The sequence below is a fragment of the Rhodococcus sp. Z13 genome, assembly GCF_025837095.1.
Classification (GTDB): Bacteria; Actinomycetota; Actinomycetes; order Mycobacteriales; family Mycobacteriaceae; genus Rhodococcus; species Rhodococcus sacchari.
In genome coordinates this window covers 3,092,205-3,113,803 of record NZ_CP107551.1, presented here as the reverse complement: position 1 = coordinate 3,113,803, position 21,599 = coordinate 3,092,205, and the positions used below count along the sequence as shown (strand labels likewise).

Annotated in this window: 22 protein-coding genes; 18 read left to right on the top strand and 4 right to left on the bottom strand. The window is 70.5% G+C overall.

The genetic code is table 11. The features are described 5' to 3' along the window. The first annotated feature begins 110 nt into the window (after window positions 1-110). From rfbD to OED52_RS14325, 4 genes are read left to right on the top strand one after another with little or no spacing between them, the layout of a single operon-like run. The gene (gene rfbD / locus OED52_RS14340; protein WP_264151533.1) at window positions 111-1,025 is read left to right on the top strand and encodes a dTDP-4-dehydrorhamnose reductase; all 915 of its coding nucleotides are present in this window, start codon (window positions 111-113) and stop codon (window positions 1,023-1,025) included. Between the two features lie 37 nt (window positions 1,026-1,062). Continuing rightward, window positions 1,063-1,983, top strand: a complete 921-nt coding sequence (locus OED52_RS14335; RefSeq protein ID WP_264151532.1) for a glycosyltransferase family 2 protein — start codon at window positions 1,063-1,065, stop codon at window positions 1,981-1,983. Further along, on the top strand, window positions 1,980-3,065 hold the full coding sequence (manB, locus tag OED52_RS14330) for a mannose-1-phosphate guanylyltransferase (RefSeq protein WP_264151531.1): 1,086 nt from the start codon (window positions 1,980-1,982) through the stop codon (window positions 3,063-3,065). Before OED52_RS14335 ends, manB begins: the two co-directional genes overlap by 4 nt. Window positions 3,066-3,076: 11 nt before the next feature. Next, on the top strand, window positions 3,077-3,841 hold the full coding sequence (locus OED52_RS14325) for an SGNH/GDSL hydrolase family protein (RefSeq protein ID WP_264151530.1): 765 nt from the start codon (window positions 3,077-3,079) through the stop codon (window positions 3,839-3,841). Between the two features lie 47 nt (window positions 3,842-3,888). Here the strand turns inward: OED52_RS14325 and OED52_RS14320 are convergent, their stop codons facing one another. Genes OED52_RS14320 through cofD form a run of 3 tightly spaced genes read right to left on the bottom strand, consistent with a single transcriptional unit; the run spans window position 3,889 to window position 6,802 of the window. After that, complete coding sequence (locus OED52_RS14320; RefSeq protein ID WP_264151529.1) at window positions 3,889-4,440, bottom strand: NUDIX hydrolase; 552 nt, start codon at window positions 4,438-4,440, stop codon at window positions 3,889-3,891. A gap of 2 nt (window positions 4,441-4,442) precedes the next feature. Next, entirely contained in the window at window positions 4,443-5,813 is a 1,371-nt protein-coding gene (locus OED52_RS14315) for a coenzyme F420-0:L-glutamate ligase (protein ID WP_264151528.1), read from the bottom strand. Then, on the bottom strand, window positions 5,813-6,802 hold the full coding sequence (cofD, locus tag OED52_RS14310) for a 2-phospho-L-lactate transferase (protein ID WP_264151527.1): 990 nt from the start codon (window positions 6,800-6,802) through the stop codon (window positions 5,813-5,815). The genes OED52_RS14315 and cofD overlap by 1 nt, the downstream gene beginning before the upstream one ends. 340 nt (window positions 6,803-7,142) lie before the next feature. On the opposite strand from cofD, the gene OED52_RS14305 reads away from it, so the two are divergent. Next, complete coding sequence (locus OED52_RS14305) at window positions 7,143-7,403, top strand: WhiB family transcriptional regulator (protein WP_264154713.1); 261 nt, start codon at window positions 7,143-7,145, stop codon at window positions 7,401-7,403. A gap of 165 nt (window positions 7,404-7,568) precedes the next feature. Here OED52_RS14305 and OED52_RS14300 read toward each other — a convergent pair whose 3' ends face one another. Next, a complete protein-coding gene (locus OED52_RS14300; RefSeq protein ID WP_264151526.1) occupies window positions 7,569-8,060 on the bottom strand; it encodes a metallopeptidase family protein in 492 nt (163 codons plus the stop codon). Window positions 8,061-8,148: 88 nt separating this feature from the next. On the opposite strand from OED52_RS14300, the gene OED52_RS14295 reads away from it, so the two are divergent. From OED52_RS14295 to lpqB, 13 genes are all read left to right on the top strand, one after another. Next, window positions 8,149-8,544 carry a DUF3499 domain-containing protein gene (locus tag OED52_RS14295; protein WP_264151525.1) on the top strand — a complete coding sequence of 132 codons (396 nt, stop codon included), beginning with the start codon at window positions 8,149-8,151 and terminating at the stop codon, window positions 8,542-8,544. A 79-nt stretch (window positions 8,545-8,623) separates the two neighbouring features. Then, a complete protein-coding gene (locus OED52_RS14290) occupies window positions 8,624-9,994 on the top strand; it encodes a phosphomannomutase/phosphoglucomutase (RefSeq protein ID WP_264151524.1) in 1,371 nt (456 codons plus the stop codon). Window positions 9,995-10,140: 146 nt separating this feature from the next. Then, on the top strand, window positions 10,141-11,226 hold the full coding sequence (locus OED52_RS14285; protein ID WP_264151523.1) for an SIS domain-containing protein: 1,086 nt from the start codon (window positions 10,141-10,143) through the stop codon (window positions 11,224-11,226). Then, window positions 11,226-12,455, top strand: coding sequence for a mannose-6-phosphate isomerase, class I (gene manA / locus OED52_RS14280; protein WP_264151522.1), 1,230 nt, complete (start codon window positions 11,226-11,228; stop codon window positions 12,453-12,455). The genes OED52_RS14285 and manA overlap by 1 nt, the downstream gene beginning before the upstream one ends. 195 nt (window positions 12,456-12,650) lie before the next feature. Beyond that, window positions 12,651-13,886, top strand: a complete 1,236-nt coding sequence (locus OED52_RS14275; protein ID WP_264151521.1) for an alkane 1-monooxygenase — start codon at window positions 12,651-12,653, stop codon at window positions 13,884-13,886. 38 nt (window positions 13,887-13,924) lie between these two features. Next, window positions 13,925-14,092 (top strand): rubredoxin, encoded by a 168-nt coding sequence (locus tag OED52_RS14270; protein WP_264151520.1) that lies wholly within the window; start codon window positions 13,925-13,927, stop codon window positions 14,090-14,092. Window positions 14,093-14,117: 25 nt separating this feature from the next. Further along, window positions 14,118-14,303 carry a rubredoxin gene (locus tag OED52_RS14265; protein WP_264151519.1) on the top strand — a complete coding sequence of 62 codons (186 nt, stop codon included), beginning with the start codon at window positions 14,118-14,120 and terminating at the stop codon, window positions 14,301-14,303. A gap of 57 nt (window positions 14,304-14,360) precedes the next feature. Beyond that, complete coding sequence (locus tag OED52_RS14260; RefSeq protein ID WP_264151518.1) at window positions 14,361-14,999, top strand: TetR/AcrR family transcriptional regulator; 639 nt, start codon at window positions 14,361-14,363, stop codon at window positions 14,997-14,999. A gap of 107 nt (window positions 15,000-15,106) precedes the next feature. Further along, the gene (gene ahcY / locus OED52_RS14255) at window positions 15,107-16,576 is read left to right on the top strand and encodes an adenosylhomocysteinase (protein WP_264151517.1); all 1,470 of its coding nucleotides are present in this window, start codon (window positions 15,107-15,109) and stop codon (window positions 16,574-16,576) included. Window positions 16,577-16,612: 36 nt separating this feature from the next. Continuing rightward, the gene (locus tag OED52_RS14250) at window positions 16,613-17,278 is read left to right on the top strand and encodes a dTMP kinase (RefSeq protein WP_264151516.1); all 666 of its coding nucleotides are present in this window, start codon (window positions 16,613-16,615) and stop codon (window positions 17,276-17,278) included. A gap of 4 nt (window positions 17,279-17,282) precedes the next feature. Then, window positions 17,283-17,960: an MtrAB system response regulator MtrA gene (gene mtrA, locus OED52_RS14245; RefSeq protein WP_264151515.1), complete on the top strand. Its 678-nt coding sequence runs from the start codon at window positions 17,283-17,285 to the stop codon at window positions 17,958-17,960. After that, entirely contained in the window at window positions 17,957-19,801 is a 1,845-nt protein-coding gene (gene mtrB / locus OED52_RS14240) for an MtrAB system histidine kinase MtrB (RefSeq protein WP_264151514.1), read from the top strand. Before mtrA ends, mtrB begins: the two co-directional genes overlap by 4 nt. Continuing rightward, entirely contained in the window at window positions 19,798-21,582 is a 1,785-nt protein-coding gene (gene lpqB / locus OED52_RS14235) for an MtrAB system accessory lipoprotein LpqB (RefSeq protein WP_264151513.1), read from the top strand. The genes mtrB and lpqB overlap by 4 nt, the downstream gene beginning before the upstream one ends. The last annotated feature ends 17 nt before the right edge of the window (window positions 21,583-21,599 follow it).

Here is a 21,599-nt window from a genome sequence, read left to right as displayed (position 1 = left end):
GGTCGGACGGCACCGGGTACTCCTCCTGTCGTGGTTCGGGTGTCGGTTCGAAGGCTACTGGTGGGTGTACCCGGTCGGCGTGCACCACTCCGGCGTGCCAGACTTTCCCGGTGCGAAATCTCCTCGTCACCGGTGCCCACGGCCAGCTCGGCCGTCATCTCGTGACCCGCGCCACTGCCGCTGGGCTCCCCGTCCGCGGGGTCGGCTCGGCCGAGGTGGACATCACCGATCCCGCCGCCGTCGCCGCGGCCGTCGAACCGGGATCCGTCGTGATCAACGCCGCCGCCTACACCGCCGTGGACGCTGCGGAGACCGACGAGGAACGAGCCGCGGCCGTCAACGGCACCGGCCCCGGAGTGCTGGCCGCCGTGTGCGCCGACAAGGGCGCACATCTGGTTCACGTGTCCACCGATTACGTCTTCGCCGGGGACGCCACCGAGCCCTACCGGGTGGACGCCCCCACCGGCCCGCGCACCGCCTACGGCCGCACCAAGCTCGCCGGTGAGCAGGCGGTGCTCGCCGCGCTGCCGTCGGCGCACGTCGTGCGGACCGCCTGGGTCTACACGGGCGACGGCAACGACTTCGTCGCCACCATGCGGCGGCTCGAACGCGAACGCGACACCCTGCGCGTCGTCGACGACCAGCGCGGCTGCCCCACCTACGCCCGCGACCTCGCCGACGCCCTGCTCGAGCTGGCAGGTCGCGCCGCCGGTGTGCCCGGCGGCATCCTCCACGCGACGAACACGGGGGAGGCCACCTGGTTCGACCTCGCGCGGGCGGTGTTCGCCGAGATCGGCGCCGATCCGGAGCGTGTGCACCCGTGCAGCAGCGACGAGTTCGTGCGCCCGGCCCCGCGCCCGGCCTACTCGGTGCTCGACGGCGGTGCCTGGGCGCAGGCCGGGCTGACGCCGCTGCGGCCGTGGCGCGAGGCGCTGCACGCGGCGCTCGCCGCCGACGGTGCCGCGACCGATGCCGGGCCTGACCTGGGAACACGACGCACCACGTGCGGGAAACGCGGGCCGTGAGGTGTCGCACACCGATGAGGTCGCTAAGGTGGCCCGCGTGGAATCGACGCTGGCCGTGGTGACGGTGACCTACTCGCCCGGCGAGCACCTCGAGAACTTTCTCACCTCGCTCGCCTCCGCGACCGCACTCCCGACGCAGGTGGTCATGGCCGACAACGGCTCGACCGACGGAGCCCCCGAGGCCGCCGAAGCCGCGCACGAGAACGTGCGGTTGCTGCGCACCGGCGGGAACATCGGCTACGGCGCCGCGGTCAACCGGGCCGTCGCCGAGATCGACCCGTCGGCCGAATTCGTCGTGGTCGCGAACCCCGACGTGCGCTGGGGACCCGGTTCGCTCGACGAACTGCTCGAGGCGGCCCGCCGCTGGCCGCGCGCCGGCTCGCTCGGGCCGCTGATCCACGAACCCGACGGCAGCGTCTACCCGTCGGCGCGGGCGGTGCCCACCCTGGTGTCCGGGGCCGGTCACGCGCTGCTCGGCAGCGTCTGGCCGTCGAACCCGTGGACCCGGCGGTACCGCCAGGAGAACGAGGAGATCAGCGAACGCCCGGTGGGCTGGCTGTCCGGCTCGTGCCTGCTGCTGCGCCGCGCCGCCTTCGACTCCGTCGACGGTTTCGACTCGCGGTACTTCATGTACATGGAGGACGTGGACCTCGGCGACCGGCTCGGCCGGGCCGGCTGGCTCAACGTCTACGTCCCGTCCGCGGTGGTCACCCACGCGAAGGGGCACGCCGCAGGCCGGCATCCCGAGCTCATGCTTCCGGCACACCACGAGAGTGCCTACCGTTTCCAGGCGGATCGCCATCCGCATCCCTGGCAGGCACCCTTGCGGTGGGCCCTGCGCGCGGGACTGCAGGTGCGATCGAAGATCGCGGTCGCCGCCGCGGTCCGGGAACGCCGTAAGGCGGACACCGATCGGCAGGTGCCGATCGGCAACGACAGTGAACAGGGGAGACGATGACGAGTGCTGCAGCACCGCATACCGATGCGGTGATCCTGGTCGGCGGTCAGGGCACGCGGTTGCGTCCGCTGACGTTGTCGGCGCCGAAGCCGATGCTGCCCACCGCGGGGGTGCCCTTCCTGACGCACCTGCTCGCCCGGATCCGTGAGGCCGGCATCAAGCACGTCGTCCTCGGCACCTCGTACAAGGCCGAGGTCTTCGAGGAGCACTTCGCCGACGGCTCCGACTTCGGACTCGAGATCGAGTACGTCACCGAGACCGAACCGCTGGGCACCGGCGGCGGTATCCGCAACGTGCTGCCGCGGCTGCGGGCCGACAACGTCATGGTCTTCAACGGCGACGTACTCGGCGGCACCGATCTCGGCGCGGTGCTCGACACGCACCTGCGTACCGAGGCGGACGTGACGCTGCACCTCGTGCGGGTCGGCGACCCCCGCGCGTTCGGTTGCGTGCCCACCGACGCGGACGGCCGCGTCACCGCCTTCCTGGAGAAGACCCAGGACCCGCCGACCGACCAGATCAACGCCGGCTGCTACGTCTTCCGCCGCGAGATCATCGAGGCGATCCCCGAGGGCCGCCCGGTCTCGGTGGAGCGCGAGGTGTTCCCGGCGCTGCTGACCGAGGGCAAGCGGGTGTTCGGCCACGTCGACGCCGCCTACTGGCGCGACATGGGCACTCCCGAGGACTTCGTGCGCGGCTCCGCCGACCTGGTCCGCGGCATCGCCCCGTCGCCCGCCCTCGAGGGGCAGCGCGGTGAGGCGCTCGTGCATCCCGGTGCCTCGGTGGCGCCGGGTGCCCTGCTGATCGGCGGCACCGTCGTCGGTCGTGGCGCCGAGATCGGTGCCGGGGCCCGGCTCGACGGCGCGGTGATCTTCGACGGTGCGCGGGTCGAGGCCGGTGCGGTGATCGAGCGGACCATCGTCGGCTTCGGGGTGCGGGTCGGTCCGCGCGCGCTGATCCGCGACGGCGTGATCGGCGACGGCGCCGACATCGGTGCCCGATGCGAGTTGCTGCGTGGTGCCCGGGTGTGGCCTGGGGTGAAGATCCCCGACGGCGGCATCCGCTTCAGCACCGACGTGTGAGAAGGAGCGAGATGGCTTTCGAACGGTATGTGGCGCTCGGGGACTCGTTCACCGAGGGGGTCGGCGACCCGGATCCGTCGCGTCCGAACGGGCTGCGCGGCTGGGCCGACCTCGTCGCCGGTGAGCTGGCCCGGCACTCGGAGGACTTCGCGTACGCGAACCTCGCCATCCGGGGTCGGCTGCTGCGGCCGATCATCGACGAGCAGCTCGACGCGGCCGTCGCGATGCGGCCCGATCTGGTGACGATCTACGCGGGCGGCAACAACCTCATGCGGCCCAAGCTCGACCTGGACGCGCTCGCCGCCGAGTACGACGAGGCGATCGGCAAGCTCGCCGCGACCGGCGCGCGCATCCTCATGTGGACCGCCTACGACGGCAGCTGGGCGCCGGTCTTCCGGGCGCTGCGGGGCCGCTGGGCGGTGTACAACGAGCTGGTCCGGGAGATCGCCGACCGGCACGGCGCGACCATCGTCGACTTCTGGCGCTTCGACGAGTACCGGGACCTGCGCATGTGGGACTTCGACCGGCTGCACATGTCCGCCGCGGGACACCGGAACATGGCGATCCGGGTGCTCGACCTGCTCGGCGTCGAGCACACCCTCGAACCGGTGCAGCTCGGTGAACTGCCGGCGAAGACCCGCGCCGAGGAACGCGCCGAGAACCTCGAGTGGGCCCGCGCATTCCTGATCCCGTGGGTCGGGCGCCGGCTGCGCGGGGTCTCCTCCGGCGACGGTGTCACCCCGAAGTATCCCGAGCTCGCGCCCGTCCGCTTCTGAAACCTTTCCGACGCCGCTGTTTCCGGTGTGCCCCCGGTCTGCGCCGCTCAGCGGCGCAGACCGGCGAGCCGCACCAGATGCGCGATCGTGTCGTGCTCGGCCTCCGGCGGCAGCGCGTCGACGGGCCACCACTGCAGGTCGGTGGATTCCTCGCTGCGCACCGGCTGTGCCCCCACCGGGGCCGTGACCAGGAACCGCAGGTCGAGATGCCGGGTGGGCACCCCCAGCGAACACGTGATCGGATGCGTGTGCGCCGACAGCAGTTCCGGGTCGATGACGAGATCGTCGATGCCCGACTCCTCGCGGGCCTCGCGCAGCGCCGCGTCGACGACCGTCTCGTCGCCCGGCTCGCAGTGCCCGCCGAGCTGGATCCACCGGCCCACCCGCGGATGCAGGGTGAGCAGTACGTGGCGGTGGTCGGCGTCGAGGACGATCGACGACGCCGTGATGTGCCCGGGCACGTGCTCGCGCAGGCACCCGTCGGGCGCCGAGTCGAGGAACGCGAGCATCGTGTGCCGCAGCGACTCGGCGTCCTCGGAATCGGTGCGCCAGGCGGTGAGCCGGTCGATCGCCGAGGCGTGCAGGGAACGCGCCGACACGGCTACAGCTCCACGAGGGCGTCGCCCGGGTCCGCGGGGTCGCGTGGTTCCGGTTCGGTGAGCGGATAGCCGACGGCGACCGCGCCGAGCGGCGACCAGTCGGCGGGCAGCCCGAGTTCCTCCCGGACCACCTCGGGCGCGAAGATCGTCGACCCCACCCAGCAGCTGCCCAGCCCGCGGGTGGCCAGGGACACGAGCAGACCCTGCACCGCGGCACCGGCGGCGACGGTGAACATCGTGGCCTCCGCGGCGGTGCGCTGCGCGTCGGGATAGCGGTGGGCGCCGTCGGGCACCCAGAACGGCACGATCACCTCGGGGGCGTCGTAGAGGATCGCGCCGCGGGCCAGCCGGCGTTCGATCGCGTCCGGGGACAGGCCGTCGCCGCTCAGGTCCTCGGCCCACTTCTCGCGCATCCGGTCCAGCAACCGGCGTCGCACCTGCTCGGTGCGCACCCACACGAATCGCACCGGGCGGGTGTGGTGGGGGGCCGGGGCGGTGAGCGCGTCGGCGACGGCCTCCCGCAGATCCTCCGGGTCGACCGGTTCGGCGGCGAACTGCCGCACCGAGCGGCGCAGCAGCAGTGCCTCGCGGCGGCCCTGTTCGAGGGCCTCGGCGGTGCCGAGCCAGAACAGGTCCTCCTCGCCGCTGCGGATCAGCGACCGGGCGGTGGAGCCGTCGTCGGGCAGGTCGAGGCCGCGCACCACGGCGACGGGCACGCCGCCGAGCTTGCCCTTGACCAGATCCCCGGCGGCGGCGATCTCGTCGGCCACCGCCACCGAGGTCACCATCAGTTCGTTGCCCTGCGAGTCGTGCGACCCCGCGTAGCCGTACAGGACGGGCAGCCCGGCCGAGCCGATCGCGGCGTCGGTCTGGCCGTTGCGCCAGGCGCGGCCCATCGTGTCGGTGACGACCACCGCGACCCGCACCCCGAGCAGCGCCGCGATCCGCTCGCGCAGCGCCGCGGCACTCGCGTCGGGATCTTCGGGAAGCAGCGCGAGTTCGGCGCCGTCGACGTTCGAGCCGTCGATGCCGGACGCCGCCTGCACGATGCCCAGCTTGTTCTCGGTGATGAGGGTGCGGCCCTTGCGGGCGAGCACCCGCACGGCCTCCTGGTTCACCAGGCGTCGGCGCAGCGCGTCGCGGGCGTCGGGCTCGGTGGGGGAGGGCACGATCCGTCCCTCGACCTTCGAGACCACCTTGGAGGTGACGACGAGGACGTCGCCGTCGGCCAGCCAGGGCGCCGCCTGCACGATGGCCGCGGCGAGATCGTCGCCGGGCCGGAACTCCGGCAGCCCGGCGACGGGCCGGATCTCGATCGGGCCGCCGGGAGCGTGGTCGCGCACGGCGGGGTCGGTGACGGTGTCGGGGGACATCACAGGTTCGCTCCGGCCAGTTCGAGGGCGGCGCGGGCCATCTCGGCGGTCGCGTCGGTGTCGGTCATGAGCAGCGGCACGGAGCGGACCTCCACACCCGGCACCTCGGCGGTGTCGGTGGAGTGCACGAGCCAGCCGTCGAGGATGCCGGTGCCCGAGCGGGCGCCGTACCAGCGGCCCACGGCCTCCGCGCTGGTCTCGACGCCGATGACGTCCAGGCAGGCGTCGGCCATACCGCGCAGGGGCTTTCCGTCGATGACCGGGGACAGGCCCACGACTTTGGCGGAGGTGGTGCGCAGGGCACCGCGGATGCCGGGGATCGCGAGGATCGCACCGACGCTCACCACCGGGTTCGACGGGGCCAGCAGCACCGCGTCGGCGTTCTCGATCGCCTCGAGGACACCGGGGGCGGGCTTGGCCTCCTCCGCGCCGATGTGCGCGAAGCTGTGGGTGGTCACCTGGGCGCGGTGCCGCACCCACCACTCCTCGAAGTGCACGGCGCGCTGTTCGCCGTCCTCGGGATCGGTGATGACGACGTGGGTCTCGCTGCGGTCGTCGGAGGCGGGCAGCAGGGTCACGCCCGGCTTCCAGCGTGTGCACAGCGCTTCGGTGATCGCGGACAGGGGGTAGCCGGTGCGCAGCATCTGCGTGCGGATGAGATGCGTGGCGATGTCGCGGTCGCCGAGACCGAACCAATCGGGGATGGCGCCGTAGGCGGCGAGTTCCTCCTTGGCGCTCCAGGTCTCACCGGCGCGGCCCCAGCCGCGTTCCTCGTCGATCCCGCCACCCAGGGTGTACATGCAGGTGTCGAGGTCGGGACAGATCCTCAGGCCGTGCATCCAGACGTCGTCGCCGACGTTGACGATCGCCGTGATGCGGTGCGGCGCGTCCGGATCCGGGTCGACGCCGGGGGAAATATCGAGAAGTCGGCGCAAACCTTTGAGAAAACGCGCCCCACCGACACCTCCGACCAATACAGTCACATTCACGGGCCAAGCCTAAGCGGTGCACCCCGCACCCGGTCGCGCGCCATCCGAAGCGGCTCGAGGCAAACCGGCCGATGATATGTGAACAGCGCCGCTCCGCTTGACCGCGACACACCCGAAGTGTGTAATCACATACGTGTCATTCGGTAATCGAATCCGAGTTTCCTTGCGGTGATCCCGCATTCGAACGACTGTTCGACGAATGGCAGCGGGTTGACCCCCGGTCATGATTCGGCGCTGCAGGTGAGGAGGGACAATGGCCGGCGAGCGCGACATCTTCGAGCTCACTCGGACGGACACTGCAGGCGAGAGCGTCTGTGACGATCCGGATTACGGGGCGCCCATCCTGAGTTTGATCTCGGGGTTCGGAGACCCGGACGACGGTGGGGAACAGTGGCAGGAGCGTGCGCTCTGTGCACAGACCGACCCGGAGGCATTCTTCCCCGAGAAGGGTGGCTCCACGCGGGAGGCCAAGCGCATCTGCATGGGCTGTGAGGTTCGGGACGAATGTCTCGAATACGCCCTCGCTCACGACGAGCGGTTCGGTATCTGGGGCGGACTTTCCGAACGGGAACGTCGCCGCCTCAAGCGCGGAATAGTCTGAGAACGGTTTCCGGCCCGGTACGGGGAGTACGGGCCTGAGCCGAGACATCCGACGCCAGGTCGACACAGGCCGGGCATCCGTTGGGGGACGGGTGCCCGGCCTGTGTCGTATCCGTGAGAGGTCCTCACGATCGCGGTGCGATCAGTCCTCACGATCGCGGTGCGATCAGTCCTCGTCCTCGTCGAGATCCGGGTCGACGACCTCGGGTTCGACCCCGAGATAGGTCGCGACCTGCTGCACGAGCACGTCGTGCACCAGATCCCGCAGATCCTCGGGATCCTTCGCCCGCAGTTCGAGCGGTCGGCGGAACAGCACGATCCGTGCGCGGGTCGCGGCGCCGCGCCGGTCGATGCCGGCGGGCACGAGCCGCGACAGAGGCACCGGACCGTCCGCGACCACCTCGTCGGGCCAGGTGACCGTGTCGGGGTCGCGGGCGCGGATCTTCGGCACCTCGTCCACGGCGATGTCGAGCTTGGTGAGTCGGTCGTGCCACAGACCGTCGATCGGCGCGAACGCCTCGAGCACGAGCAGGTCGAACTTCTCGGCGCGTGTCTTCCAGGCGGGCAGGCTCTGGGGGAGCAGCGGGCCCCGGATTCCCCGGCCGCGACGCGTCACGGAACGGGACGAGACAGGGCGGGAACGACGTGCGCGGACCATGCCATGGACACTACGACACGAAAATCCGGATCCCGGTCACGGTGTGTCCGAATAGTCCTTCGGCGCTCGGCGCGCTACGCTCCCAGTCGTGAGAACACTGCGTCGATGCTGCCGGCCTGGGTGCAAGAACCCTGCTGTCGCGACGTTGACCTACGTGTACTCGGACTCCACCGCCGTTGTCGGGCCGCTGGCGACCGTCGCGGAGCCGCACTCGTGGGATCTCTGCGAGATGCACGGCTCGCGCATCACCGCCCCCAAGGGCTGGGAACTGGTCCGGTACGAGGGGGCCTTCTCGTCGACCACCCCGGACGAGGACGACCTGACGGCGCTGGCAGAGGCAGTGCGCGAGGCCGGCCTGGGGGAGCGGGCCAAACCCGATTCGACCGATGAGAGCTCCGACGACGCGCAGCGCGCGGTCGTGCCCCCCACCGCCCGCACCGGACGGCGCGGACATCTGCGGGTTCTTCCCGATCCCACCTCCTGAGTCCGGTCCCACTAGGCTGATCGGAGTGCGAGGCCGCGGAGGACGGCATCGCACCAGTCGAGTCTCAGGAGCGAAAACAGTGGCGAGAGCTGCCGAGTCGGTGTCAGCGGTCATCAAGGCGTACGACGTCCGCGGAGTGGTCGGTGAACAGATCGACGACGAGTTCGTCCGCGAGGTGGGTGCTTCCTTCGCGCGTCTGCTGCGCAACGAGGGCGGGGCGAGCCGGGTCGTGGTGGGTCACGACATGCGTGCCTCCTCGCCGTCCCTGTCCCGGGCCTTCGCCGAGGGCGTGACCGAGCAGGGCCTCGACGTCGTCACCATCGGCCTGGCCTCCACCGACCAGCTCTACTTCGCCTCGGGCATCCTCGACGCGCCCGGAGCGATGTTCACCGCCAGCCACAACCCCGCCAAGTACAACGGCATCAAGCTGTGCCGGGCCGGGGCGAAGCCGGTCGGCCAGGACACCGGCCTGGGCACCATCACCCGGGACCTGATCGACGGTGTGCCGTCCTACGACGGTCCCCGTGGCAGCATCACCGAACGCGACGTGCTCGACGAGTACGCCTCGTTCGTCCGCGGCCTGGTGGACCTGTCGGAGATGCGCCCGCTCAAGGTCGCCGTGGACGCCGGCAACGGCATGGGTGGGCACACCGTCCCCGCAGTCCTCGGGGCGCTGCCCGTCGAACTGGTCCCGCTGTACTTCGAGCTCGACGGCACCTTCCCCAACCACGAGGCCAACCCGCTCGATCCGAAGAATCTCGTCGACCTGCAGCGGCTGGTCGTCGAGTCCGGCGCCGACGTCGGCCTGGCCTTCGACGGTGACGCCGACCGCTGCTTCGTCGTCGACGAGCGCGGCGAGCCGGTCACCCCGTCCGCGGTGACGGCGCTCGTCGCCTCCCGCGAGCTCGCCAAGGAGCCGGGCGCGACGATCATCCACAACCTCATCACCTCCCGGGTGGTTCCCGAGCTGGTCACCGAGCAGGGCGGCAAGCCGGTGCGCACCCGCGTCGGGCACTCGTTCATCAAGCAGCAGATGGCCGAGACCGGTGCGGTCTTCGGTGGCGAGCACTCGGCGCACTACTACTTCCGCGACTTCTGGGGTGCCGATTCCGGCATGCTCGCCGCGTTGCACGTGCTCGCCGCGCTCGCCGGCGCCGACGGCACGCTCTCGGAGCTGATGAGCTCGTACAACCGTTACGCCGCCTCGGGGGAGATCAACTCCACCGTCGCCGACGCCGACGAGCGCACCGAGGCCGTCGTCGCGGCCTTCGCCGATCGCGCCGTGTCGGTGGACCGGCTCGACGGGGTGACCGTGGATCTGCCCGACCACGCCTGGTTCAACCTGCGTGCGTCGAACACCGAGCCGCTGCTGCGGCTGAACGTCGAGGCGCGGACCGCCGACGAGGTGGACGCTCTCGTGAGGGAGATCCTTTCCGTCGTTCGTGCGTAAGCGGTCGGACAACGGGAATAATCGAGAAGTCGGCACATGTCGTGCCGGTGTCCGTTCGATGACGTGCCGATGTCGTGTCGGCGGAGGGTCGGAACGAGATCGGCGCGACGCCGATGTCGCGGCGGCGGAAGGAAGGTGATGTGGTCGTGACGGCACCGTCACCGCTGTTCGATTTCGACGATGCGGGCAGCGTGCTCGCCGCCGACGTCGACGGCATCCTGCGGAGCGCGGCCCTCGGTGGCGCCCAGATCCGGGCGGTCGCCGCGGCGGTCGAGGAACGACAGCTGGACCGCATCGAGGGGATGCACCCGCGCAGCGTCGTGTTCGTGGGCACCGACGCCCGGTCGCGTCTGGCGGCCCAGCTCGTCGTCGCGCTGTTCTCCGAACAGTCCGCGGTGCCGCTGGTCTCCGCCCCCGCGACCCCGCCCTGGGTGGGTGCCCTCGACGTGGTGGTCGTCGCCGGGAACGACGCCGGCGATCCGCAACTGGCTCGCGCCGTCGACGCCGGTCTGCGCCGCAGCGCCGAGGTCGTCGTCGATGCCCCGGACGAGGGTCCCGTGCGGGCCGTCGCCGCCGGTCGCGCCGTGATGCTGCCCCCGCGCGTGCACGTGCAGACGCGTTACGTGCTCGCGCGGCACGTAGCGGTGCTGTGCGCCGTGATCGGGGTGCTGCAGAGCGCCACGCGGATCCCCGGGCTACCGGCGCTCGCCGACGTGGCGGACGCCGTCGACGCCGAGGCGGCGCGGAACCACCCGTCCAATGAGGTCTTCCACAATCCCGCCAAGGCGCTCGCCGTGCGGATGCAGTCGCGCAGGGTGATCCTGGCCGGTGATTCGGCCGTCACCGCGGTGCTGGCGCGGCACGCCGCCGAGTCGCTGCTGCAGGCCGCCGGGATCGTCGCCGCCGCTGCCGCGCTGAGCGACGTGCTGGTGGCGCGCGACCGGCTGGTCGCCGGGACCACCGCGAGCGGGGAACCGTACGACCCGTTCTTCCACGACGAGGAACTGGACGGCCCGGCGCCGGTGGCGCCGGCACGGGTGTTCGTGCTGAGCACGGATGCGGATCGATCGGCCGCCCAACGGAGGGCGGCAGCATTACCGGATATGGAATTGGTGTCTGTAGTGGGGGAATTCGAGTCGAGCACGGTACCCCCCGTGCTGGAACAGGTGGCCGTGTTGACCGTCCGCACCGAGATGGCCGCCGCTTATCTCGCCCTGGCCGGAGGTCGATAGTGCATCGACTCGAAGGCGCGGTGCGCTCGTACGCCTGGGGGTCGCGCACCGCGATCGCATCCCTGTGCGGCCGGACGGTGCCGTCCGATCATCCCGAGGCGGAACTGTGGCTCGGGGCGCATCCCGCGGACCCGGCGCGGCTCGTCGGCGAGGACGGCGACGCGGTGTCGCTGCTCGAGGTGCTGACGGCCGATCCCGAGACGACCCTCGGGAAGCGTGTGGTCGAGGCCTTCGGGCCACGATTGCCGTTCCTGCTGAAGCTGCTCGCGGCCGAGGAGCCGCTGTCGCTGCAGGCGCATCCGAGTGCGCGCCAGGCGGCGGAGGGTTTCGCGCGGGAGGAGGCGCAGAACATCCCCATCGACTCGCCCGTCCGCAACTACAAGGACGCGAGCCACAAGCCGGAACTCGTGGTGGCGCTGACCCGCTTCGAGGCCCTCGCCGGTTTCCGCGACCCGAAACGCACCGTCGAACTGCTCGAGGCCCTCGCGGTGCCGGAGCTCGATCCGTACGTGGGTCTGCTCGCCGGGCAACCGGATTCGAACGGTCTGCGGGCGCTGTTCACGACGTGGATCACCCTGCCGCCGCCGGCGCTGTCGGCGCTGCTGCCGCGCGTGCTCGACGGTTGCGTGAGCTATCTGGCCGCCGGTGGGAACGGCGACCGCGACTTCGTACCGGAGATCCGCACCGCCCTGCAGCTCGCCGACTTCTATCCGGGCGACGCGGGCGTGCTCGCGTCCCTGCTGCTCAACCGGGTCACACTGCAGCCGGGCGAGGGGCTCTACCTCGACGCCGGGAACCTGCACGCCTATCTGCACGGCATGGGCGTGGAGATCATGGCGAACTCCGACAACGTCCTGCGCGGGGGCCTGACTCCCAAGCACGTCGACGTCCCCGAACTGCTCAAGGTGCTCGACTTCGGCGCGGCCTCCGTACCGATCCTGAAGGCGGAGGAGGTCGCCGCGTTCGAGTGGCGGTACCGGACCCCCGCACCGGAGTTCGCCCTGTCGCGGTTCGAGCTCGGGCCCGGCGACGTCGCACCGGTCGCCGGTGGCAGCCCGCAGATCCTGCTGTGCACCGCCGGTATCGCCCGCGTGGAGTGCGCGGGTGAGAGTGTGACCCTGCGGCCGGGGGACTCGGCCTGGCTGTCGGCCTGCGACCGCGAACCGACGGTACACGGCTGTGCTGCCGACACTCAGGTCTTCCGGGCGCAGCTCGGTGAGGTGTCCTGATCACGTAGACCCCGTTCACGACCGGAGGGCGAGCTCGACGAGCTCGCCCTCCGGCGTTTCTGCACCCCGGGAGATTTACAAATCACTTCAAATGTCTAGACCTCGAACGAAATGCGGTCTAGAGTCAACCACAGAGTGGTGCGCATCACGTCCATGTGGACATACCGGCACCGACGACCGCGACGAGGAGTCGACATGACCACCGCCTCCCCGGGTTCGCCCACCGAACCCGCTGTGCAATGGCACGACCGCAAGCGTCACCTCTGGCTGCTCGGGCTGGTTCCGCCGACCGCCCTGTTCCTCGCCACCGCACTCGTGTGGGGTGGGAACCAGCTCGGCCTGCAGGCCGTCACCCCCGTGATGTGGTGGATCGGCCCCCTGCTCGTCTACGTACTCGTGCCGACCCTCGACCTGTTCATCGGTCCCGACGGCGAGAACCCGCCGGAGGAACTGTTCGAACAGCTCGAGAACGACATGTTCTACCGCTGGTGCACCTACCTGTACCTGCCGTTCCAGTACGCCTCGCTGGTCTTCGCCTGCTATCTGTGGTCGGCCGGTGATCTGTCCTGGCTCGGCATCGACGGCGGCCTCGGCCTCGTGTCGAAGATCGGCCTCGCGATCTCGATGGGTGTGGTGGCCGGCATCGGCATCAACACCGCCCACGAACTCGGCCACAAGAAGGTCGAACTCGAACGCCGCCTGTCGAAGTGGGCGCTCGCCCCGTCCTTCTACGGCCACTTCTACATCGAGCACAACCGCGGCCACCACGTGCGGGTCGCCACCCCCGAGGACCCGGCCTCCGCACGCTTCGGGGAGAGCTTCTGGCGGTTCCTGCCCCGCAGCGTCGTCGGTAGCCTCCGTTCGGCCTGGCGGCTCGAACGCGCCCGTCTCGAGCGGCTCGGCAAGCCGGTGTGGAGCCCACAGAACGACGTGCTCAACGCGTGGGCGATCTCCGTCGTGCTCTTCGCGGTGCTCGTCGCGGTGTTCGGTGTGGGGATCGTGCCCTATCTGTTGATCCAGGCGGTCTTCGGGTTCTCGCTGCTCGAGGTCGTGAACTATCTCGAGCACTACGGTCTGCTCCGGCAGAGGACGGACCGGGGCCGGTACGAGCGCTGCAGTCCCGCGCACAGCTGGAACAGCGACCACCTGGTGACGAACATCTTCCTCTACCACCTGCAGCGCCACAGCGACCACCACGCCAACCCCACGCGGCGCTACCAGACCCTGCGCAGCATGGAGATCTCGCCGCAGCTGCCCGCCGGCTACGCCACGATGATCACCCTCGCCTACTTCCCGCCGCTGTGGCGGAAGGTGATGGACCACCGCGTGCTCGAGCACTACGACGGCGACATCACCCGCGTGAACATCGAACCGAGCAAGCGCGAGGCGATCCTCGCCCGCTACGGCGCCGGGGGAGACTCCGCCCGGTAACCGGCATCCCGGTACGAAACAGGAAGGACGACATCGTCGTGGCCGCCTACCGCTGCCCGGTCTGCGACTTCGTGTACGACGAGACCACCGGCGCTCCCCGCGAGGGCTTCCCTCCGGGCACGTCCTGGAGTGCCGTCCCCGACGACTGGCCGTGCCCCGACTGCGGGGTCCGGGAGAAGATCGACTTCGAGGAGCGCGAGCGATGAATACCGAGCACGAGGAGTGCGAGCGATGAATACCGAGTACCGCCTGTTCCGGTGTCTGGTGTGCGGCTTCGAGTACGACGAGGCGCAGGGCTGGCCCGACGAGGGCATCGAGCCCGGCACCCGCTGGGAGGACATCCCCGACGACTGGACGTGCCCGGACTGCGGTGCCGCCAAGGCCGATTTCGAGATGGTCGAGATCGCGCGGCGATGAGATCACCGCAGCGTGCCCGCTTTGACGGCGTCCGCACGGCGTGAGAACGTTCCGACCATGGCGAGAGCACGCGCACGGACCGGAGCCACCCCGGCGCCCACCCGCGTCCCCTTCCAGGAGGCCAGCCGGGTGCTGCTGCGCTCGACGATCCTCGACGCGATGCGCGAGCTGCTCCTCGAACGCGACTGGTCGGCGATCACGATGAGCGATGTCGCGCGGGCTGCGGGGATCAGCCGCCAGACCCTCTACAAGGAGTTCTCCTCGCGGCAGGGCCTCGCCCAGGGCTACGCGCTGCGCCTGGTCGACGAGTTCGTCGACGCCGTCGCCGACTCGGTCTACGCCCACGCCGGCGATGCCCGTGCCGCTCTCGTCGACGGGTTCGCGTTCTTCTTCGAGGCCTCCGCCGCCGACCCGCTGATCCGGTCGCTGCTCGACGGCGAGGCGAAACCGGATCTGCTGCGGCTGATCACCACGGACGCCGCGCCCATCCTCGAACGCGGCGCGGGCCGTCTGACGGACACCTTCTGCCACAGCTGGATCGGCGCCTCGGAGCACGACGGCGGTGTCCTCGCCCGCGCGGTGGTGCGGGTCGCGCTGAGCTTCGTGTCGATGCCGCCCAGTTCGGGCCGCGACGTCGCCGCCGATCTCGCCGACCTGCTCGTGCCGTTCGTGGAACGCGCCGCCGTCCGCAGCTGAACCCCTCGAGGGGGCCTGACCGGAGGGATGCGACCTCACTGTTCGGCGCCCGGGTTGTATAGCCTGGGATCAATCATCAGTCTGCCGACAGGAAGAGGCATCTGCACGTGTCTGACACCACGCTCGTCGCCGACCGGGTCAACGGTCTCGATTTCAAGGTCGCCGATCTGTCCCTCGCCGAATTCGGGCGCAAGGAGATCCGGCTCGCGGAACACGAGATGCCGGGCCTGATGGCGCTGCGTCGCGAGTACGCCGAGGTGCAGCCGCTGAAGGGCGCCCGGATCTCCGGATCGCTGCACATGACGGTGCAGACCGCGGTCCTCATCGAGACCCTCGTCTCGCTCGGTGCGCAGGTCCGCTGGGCCTCCTGCAACATCTTCTCGACCCAGGACCACGCGGCCGCCGCCGTGGTCGTCGGCCCGCACGGCACCCCCGAGGAGCCCAAGGGCGTCCCGGTCTTCGCCTGGAAGGGCGAGACCCTGGAGGAGTACTGGTGGGCCGCCGAGCAGATGCTCACCTGGCCGGGTGAGCCCGCCAACATGATCCTCGACGACGGCGGCGACGCCACCATGCTCGTCCTCAAGGGTGCCCAGTTCGAGAAGGCCGGGGTCGTCCCGCCGGTCGACGAGGAGCACGACTCCACCGAGTACAAGGTCTTCCTCGAGCTGCTGCGCCGATCGCTGGCCGCCGACTCGAAGAAGTGGACCACCATCGCCGAGTCCGTCAAGGGTGTCACCGAGGAGACCACCACGGGTGTGCTGCGGCTGTACCAGCTGTCGGCCGCCGGTGAGCTGGTGTTCCCGGCCATCAACGTCAACGACTCGGTCACCAAGAGCAAGTTCGACAACAAGTACGGCACCCGCCACTCGCTGCTCGACGGCATCAACCGCGGCACCGACGTGCTCATCGGCGGCAAGACCGCCCTCGTGTGCGGCTACGGCGACGTCGGCAAGGGCTGCGCCGAGGCGCTGCGCGGCCAGGGTGCGCGCGTGTCCGTCACCGAGATCGACCCGATCAACGCGCTGCAGGCGCTCATGGACGGCTTCGACGTCGTCACGGTCGACGGTTTCATCGAGCAGGCCGACATCGTCATCACCGCGACCGGCAACAAGGACATCATCACCTTCGAGCACATGAAGCGGATGAAGCACCAGGCGATCCTGGGCAACATCGGCCACTTCGACAACGAGATCGACATGGCCGGTCTCGAGCGTGCCGCCGACGTCACCCGCATCAACATCAAGCCGCAGGTCGACGAGTTCCGTTTCGCCGACGGCCACTCGATCATCGTGCTGTCGGAGGGTCGCCTGCTGAACCTGGGCAACGCCACCGGCCACCCCTCGTTCGTGATGAGCAACTCGTTCGCGAACCAGGTCATCGCGCAGATCGAGCTGTGGACCAAGAACGACGAGTACGACAACGAGGTCTACCGCCTGCCCAAGCATCTCGACGAGAAGGTCGCGAAGATCCACGTCGAGGCGCTCGGTGGCGAGCTCACCAAGCTCACCAAGGAGCAGGCCGAGTACATCGGTGTCGATGTCGAGGGCCCGTACAAGCCCGAGCACTACCGCTACTGATCCCCGGCGCTCGGCGAGAATCGCAGAACAGACCGCATGGGTGATCTGATCGTCGTCGAGGGTCTCGACGGGGCCGGCAAACGGACGCTGTCCGCCGGCCTCGTCGGCACCTGGCGGGCCGAGGGGAGGAAGGTCGCGACGCTGGCCTTCCCCCGCTACGGCCGTTCCATCCACGCCGACCTGGGCGCGGAGGCGCTGCGCGGACAGCACGGCGACACCGCGTCGAGTGTGGAGGCGATGGCCCTGCTGTGGGCGCTCGACCGGCGCGAGGCCGCCGACGAGCTGCGGGAGATGCTCTCCACCAACGACATCGTGTTGCTCGACCGCTATGTGGCGTCCAACGCCGCGTACACCGCGGCCCGTCGCCACCAGGACGCGGCGGGCCCGGCCGTCGAGTGGATCCGGCAGCTCGAATTCGATCGGTTCGGCCTGCCGGTGCCGGATCTGCAGCTGCTGCTGCGGGTTCCCGTCGCCCTGGCCGCCGAGCGGGCACGCCACCGCGCCGCCACCGAGGCGGACCGCGAACGCGACGCCTACGAGCGCGACGGCGATCTGCAGTGCCGGACGGGCGAGGTGTACGACGGACTCGCGCAACGGCACTGGATGTCGACCTGGGAGGTGGCGGGCCCCGATACGGACCCGCAGCAACTCGCCGTTCGCATCTCAAATCTGCTTCACGACGGTGAAGGGGTGACACGATAGGGACATGAAGCCGAGGATTCTGGTAGTCGACGACGACACCGCGTTGGCGGAGATGCTCACCATCGTGCTGCGCGGCGAGGGATTCGAACCGTTCGTGGTGGGAGACGGCACCCAGGCGCTCGGGGCCGTCCGTGAGATCCGCCCGGATCTGGTACTGCTCGATCTCATGCTTCCGGGCATGAACGGGATCGACGTCTGCCGGGTGCTCCGCGCCGATTCCGGTGTGCCCATCGTGATGCTCACCGCCAAGTCCGACACCGTCGACGTCGTCCTCGGCCTCGAATCCGGCGCCGACGACTACATCGTCAAGCCGTTCAAGCCGAAGGAACTCGTCGCCCGGGTGCGGGCCCGCCTGCGCCGCACCGAGCAGGAGCCGGCGGAGGTCCTCACCATCGGCGACCTGACGATCGACGTCCCGGCCCACAAGGTGACCCGCGGCGACGAGACCATCTCGCTCACCCCGCTGGAGTTCGACCTGCTGGTCGCCCTCGCCCGCAAGCCGCGGCAGGTGTTCACCCGTGAGGTCCTGCTCGAGCAGGTCTGGGGCTACCGGCACGCCGCCGACACCCGTCTCGTGAACGTCCACGTCCAGCGGCTGCGTGCCAAGGTCGAGAAGGATCCCGAGAATCCCCAGGCGGTTCTCACGGTGCGGGGGGTCGGCTACAAGGCCGGACCGCCGTGATCCGTACCTACCGGCTACGGCGGCGTATCACACGCAGAACGCTGCCGCTGGTGAGGTGGTCGCGATCGGTGAGCAGCCGCATCGCGCACACCTGGCGACGCTCGTTGCAGCTGAGGGTCGTGACCTCGACCCTCACGCTGTCGGTGATCGTCATGTTCGTCCTCGGTGTGGTGCTCACGAGTCAGATCACCGACCGCCTGCTCGAAGTGAAGATCGACGCCGCGACCGAGGAGATGGAACGCTCCCGCGCCCTGGTCGAGGCGCAACTCGCGGGTGCCGACGATTCCGGCTCGCTCGCGGTGCGTCTCGACGGGGCCGCGGCGACGCTGACCAACCGCGGCAGCGACGGGGGACAGGACACCGGCGTCGCCGGCACCTTCGATCCCGTGCTCATCGTGCCCGGTGAGGGGCCGCGGGCCCCCACCGCGAGTGGTCCCGCCGACCAGATCCCGCAGAACCTGCGCGCCTTCGTCCAGAACGGTCAGATCGCCTACCAGTTCGCGACGGTGGCGGATCCGGAGGGTTACACCGGCCCGGCGCTCATCGTCGGCAGCCCCACCGACTCCGACATCTCCACCCTCGAGTTGTACCTGATCTTCCCGCTCGGTGGTGAGGAACGCACCCTCGCGCTGGTCCGCGGCACCCTCCTCGTCGGCGCCGTGGTGCTGCTCGTGCTGCTCGCCGCGATCTCGATGATCGTCGCGCGGCAGGTCGTGCTGCCGATCCGGTCGGCCTCCCGCATCGCCGTGCGGTTCGCCGACGGCCGGCTCAAGGAACGCATGCCGGTCCGCGGTGAGGACGACATGGCGCGGCTGGCGATGTCGTTCAACGAGATGGCCGAGAGCCTGTCCCGGCAGATCACCCAGCTCGAGGAGTACGGCAACCTGCAGAAACGGTTCACCTCCGATGTGAGCCACGAACTGCGCACCCCGCTCACCACCGTCCGCATGGCCGCCGACCTCATCCACGACGCCAGCGACGACCTCGACCCGATGCTCAAGCGGTCCTCCGAACTGCTCGTCACCGAACTCGACCGGTTCGAGAGCCTGCTCAACGACCTGCTCGAGATCTCCCGCCACGACGCGGGCGTCGCCGAACTCGCCGCCGAACGCCTCGACCTGCGCATGTGTGCCCGCGCCGCCGTCTCGACCGTGCGGCATCTCGCCCGCGAGACCGCCACCGAACTCATCGTCGACCTGCCCGACGAACCCGTCGAGGCCGAGGTCGATCCGCGCCGCGTCGAACGCATCCTGCGGAACCTACTGGCGAACGCCATCGACCACGGCGAGGGCAAGCCCATCCTGCTGCGGCTGCGTGCCGACGACACCGCCGCGGCCTTCGTCGTGCGCGACCAGGGCATCGGCCTGCGCCCCGGCGAGGAGAAGCTCGTCTTCAACCGGTTCTGGCGTTCCGACCCGTCCCGGGTCCGCCGCTCCGGCGGCACCGGCCTCGGCCTGGCCATCAGCGTCGAGGACGCGAACCTGCACAACGGCAAGCTCGAGGCGTGGGGCGAACCAGGCCGTGGCGCCAGCTTCCGCCTCACCCTGCCCCGCGAACGGGGCCGCAAGGTGGGCCGCAGCCCGCTTCCGCTGGTGCCCAGCGCGGTGAAGGCGGTGCAGGGCAAGCCGCCGGAGTCCGCGTCCGATCCCGAGGGCCCTGCCGTGGGCGGGTGGCGTGTGGAGGACACGTCGAGCACTCCCGCACCTTCCGACGGCCCGGTCCCACCCGACGGCGCGGTCCCACCCGACGGCGCGGTCCCGCCCCACGACGCAGCCCCGCACGAAGCAGCACCCCCGGCGAACCGGCCGACCGACTCGCCGTCCGAAGGAGCCGCCCCATGACCCGCTCGATCCCGCGCCGGGCGGGCGTGCTCGTCGTGCTGCTGACGGTGCTCGGCCTCGTGGTGTCCGGCTGCGCGACCCTGCCCGACTCGTCGTCCCCGCAGGCCATCGGCACCCTCGAGCGGGGACCGTCGACCACGGAGGTCGCCGCACCAGTCCCCGGCCGCGAACCGGACCTGCTGCTGCGCGACTTCCTGCAGGCCAGCACCGACCCCACCAACCGGCACCGCGCCGCCCGGCAGTTCCTCACCGGCAGCATGTCGCAGCGGTGGGACGACGCCGCGAGCACGACCATCGTCGACAAGGTCGACGTCCTCGTCGAGCAACGCGACGGCGACTCCGCCACCTACGTGGTGCGGGCCAACACGGTCGGCCATCTCGAGGAGGGCGGCGTCTACCGGGCCGCCGACGGTCCCTTCGAGGCCCGCTTCTCGCTCGTGCGTACCGACGGGGAGTGGCGCATCGACGAGATGCCGCCGGGCGTGATCATGGACCGCCCGCGCTTCCTCAACAGCTACCGCAGCCGGTCGCTGTACTTCGTCGACCCGTCCGGCACCGCGATCGTCCCCGACCCGCGCTGGATCACCGGCACCCCCGAGCAGACGGCGGCGCAGCTGATCGGCCTGCTCGTCGAGGGCCCCAAGACCGTGCTCGCACCGGCCGTGCAGAACCTGCTCGAGGGCCTCACCGTCGTCGGCGCAGTGACCAAGGCCGACGGCCGCACCACGGACGTGGGCGTCGGGCTCGGCGGCATCCGCATCGACTTCCAGGGCATCGGCACGATGAGCCGGCAGGACCGGGAACTGCTCGCCGCCCAGGTGATCTGGACGCTCGCCAATGCCGACATCAGTGGCCCCTATCAGCTGCTCGCCGACGGGCAGCCCCTCGACGAACGGTTCCCCAACGGGTGGACCACCGCCGACGTGGCGTCGATGAACCCCCTCGCCGCCTCCAGCGTCACGGTCGGCCTGCACGCCCTGCTCGACGGAGGCCTGGTCAGCGTCGCCGAGAACGGGGTCACCCCGGTGCGCGGCTTCTTCGGCAACGCCACCGACCTGCAGTCCGTCGCCCTGTCGCTCGACGGGGAACTCGTCGCCGCCGTCCAGTCCACCGGCAAACCCGCTCCCGAACCCGCCGCCCAGCTCATGATCGGTACCTACACCGACGGGGTCGCCGAACCCGCCGTCGACGGCGAGTTCATCACCCGCCCGTCCTGGGCGCCGAACAACAACTCCGTGTGGGCGGTCGTCAACGGCACCGCGGTGGTGCGCGCGGTCCGCGAACCCGGCACCGGCCGCGTCACCGTGGTCGGCGTGGAGGCCGGAGCCGTCCGCGGCCTCGGCGGCCGGATCAGCGAACTGCGCCTGTCCCGCGACGGGGTGCGCGCCGCACTGATCGTCGACGGCCGGGTGTTCGTCGCGACCGTGGTGCCCACGACCAGCGGCGAGTACGCCCTCACCAACCCCCGCGAGATCGGCTTCGGCCTCGGCGGCCCCGCGCTGGCGCTGGACTGGAGCACGGCCGACACGATCGTCGTCTCCCGCGCGGCCTCCGACGTGCCGGTCGTGCAGATCGCGGTGGACGGCTCCCGGATCGACGCGCTGCCGAGCCGCAACCTCACCCCGCCGGTCGTGGCGGTGGAGGCGTCGACGGCGAGCGAGTTCGTCGCCGACTCGCGCACCGTCTTCCAGCTCAACAACCGCGACCCGGCGGGCGACCGCTACTGGCGGGAGGTACCCGGCCTGGCCGGCCTCGCCGCGATCCCCGTCCTGCCGGGCTGACCCGGGCAGCTGTCGGT

Coding starts and splice junctions, on each gene's coding strand:
- mtrA (WP_264151515.1), top strand. CDS start 17,283: ATGAAGCCGAGGATTCTGGTAGTCGACGACGACACCGCGTTGGCGGAG.
- manB (WP_264151531.1), top strand. CDS start 1,980: ATGACGAGTGCTGCAGCACCGCATACCGATGCGGTGATCCTGGTCGGC.
- OED52_RS14300 (WP_264151526.1), bottom strand. CDS start 8,060: ATGGTCCGCGCACGTCGTTCCCGCCCTGTCTCGTCCCGTTCCGTGACG.
- OED52_RS14275 (WP_264151521.1), top strand. CDS start 12,651: ATGACCACCGCCTCCCCGGGTTCGCCCACCGAACCCGCTGTGCAATGG.
- OED52_RS14315 (WP_264151528.1), bottom strand. CDS start 5,813: ATGTCCCCCGACACCGTCACCGACCCCGCCGTGCGCGACCACGCTCCC.
- lpqB (WP_264151513.1), top strand. CDS start 19,798: ATGACCCGCTCGATCCCGCGCCGGGCGGGCGTGCTCGTCGTGCTGCTG.
- OED52_RS14250 (WP_264151516.1), top strand. CDS start 16,613: ATGGGTGATCTGATCGTCGTCGAGGGTCTCGACGGGGCCGGCAAACGG.
- OED52_RS14265 (WP_264151519.1), top strand. CDS start 14,118: ATGAATACCGAGTACCGCCTGTTCCGGTGTCTGGTGTGCGGCTTCGAG.
- OED52_RS14260 (WP_264151518.1), top strand. CDS start 14,361: ATGGCGAGAGCACGCGCACGGACCGGAGCCACCCCGGCGCCCACCCGC.
- OED52_RS14325 (WP_264151530.1), top strand. CDS start 3,077: ATGGCTTTCGAACGGTATGTGGCGCTCGGGGACTCGTTCACCGAGGGG.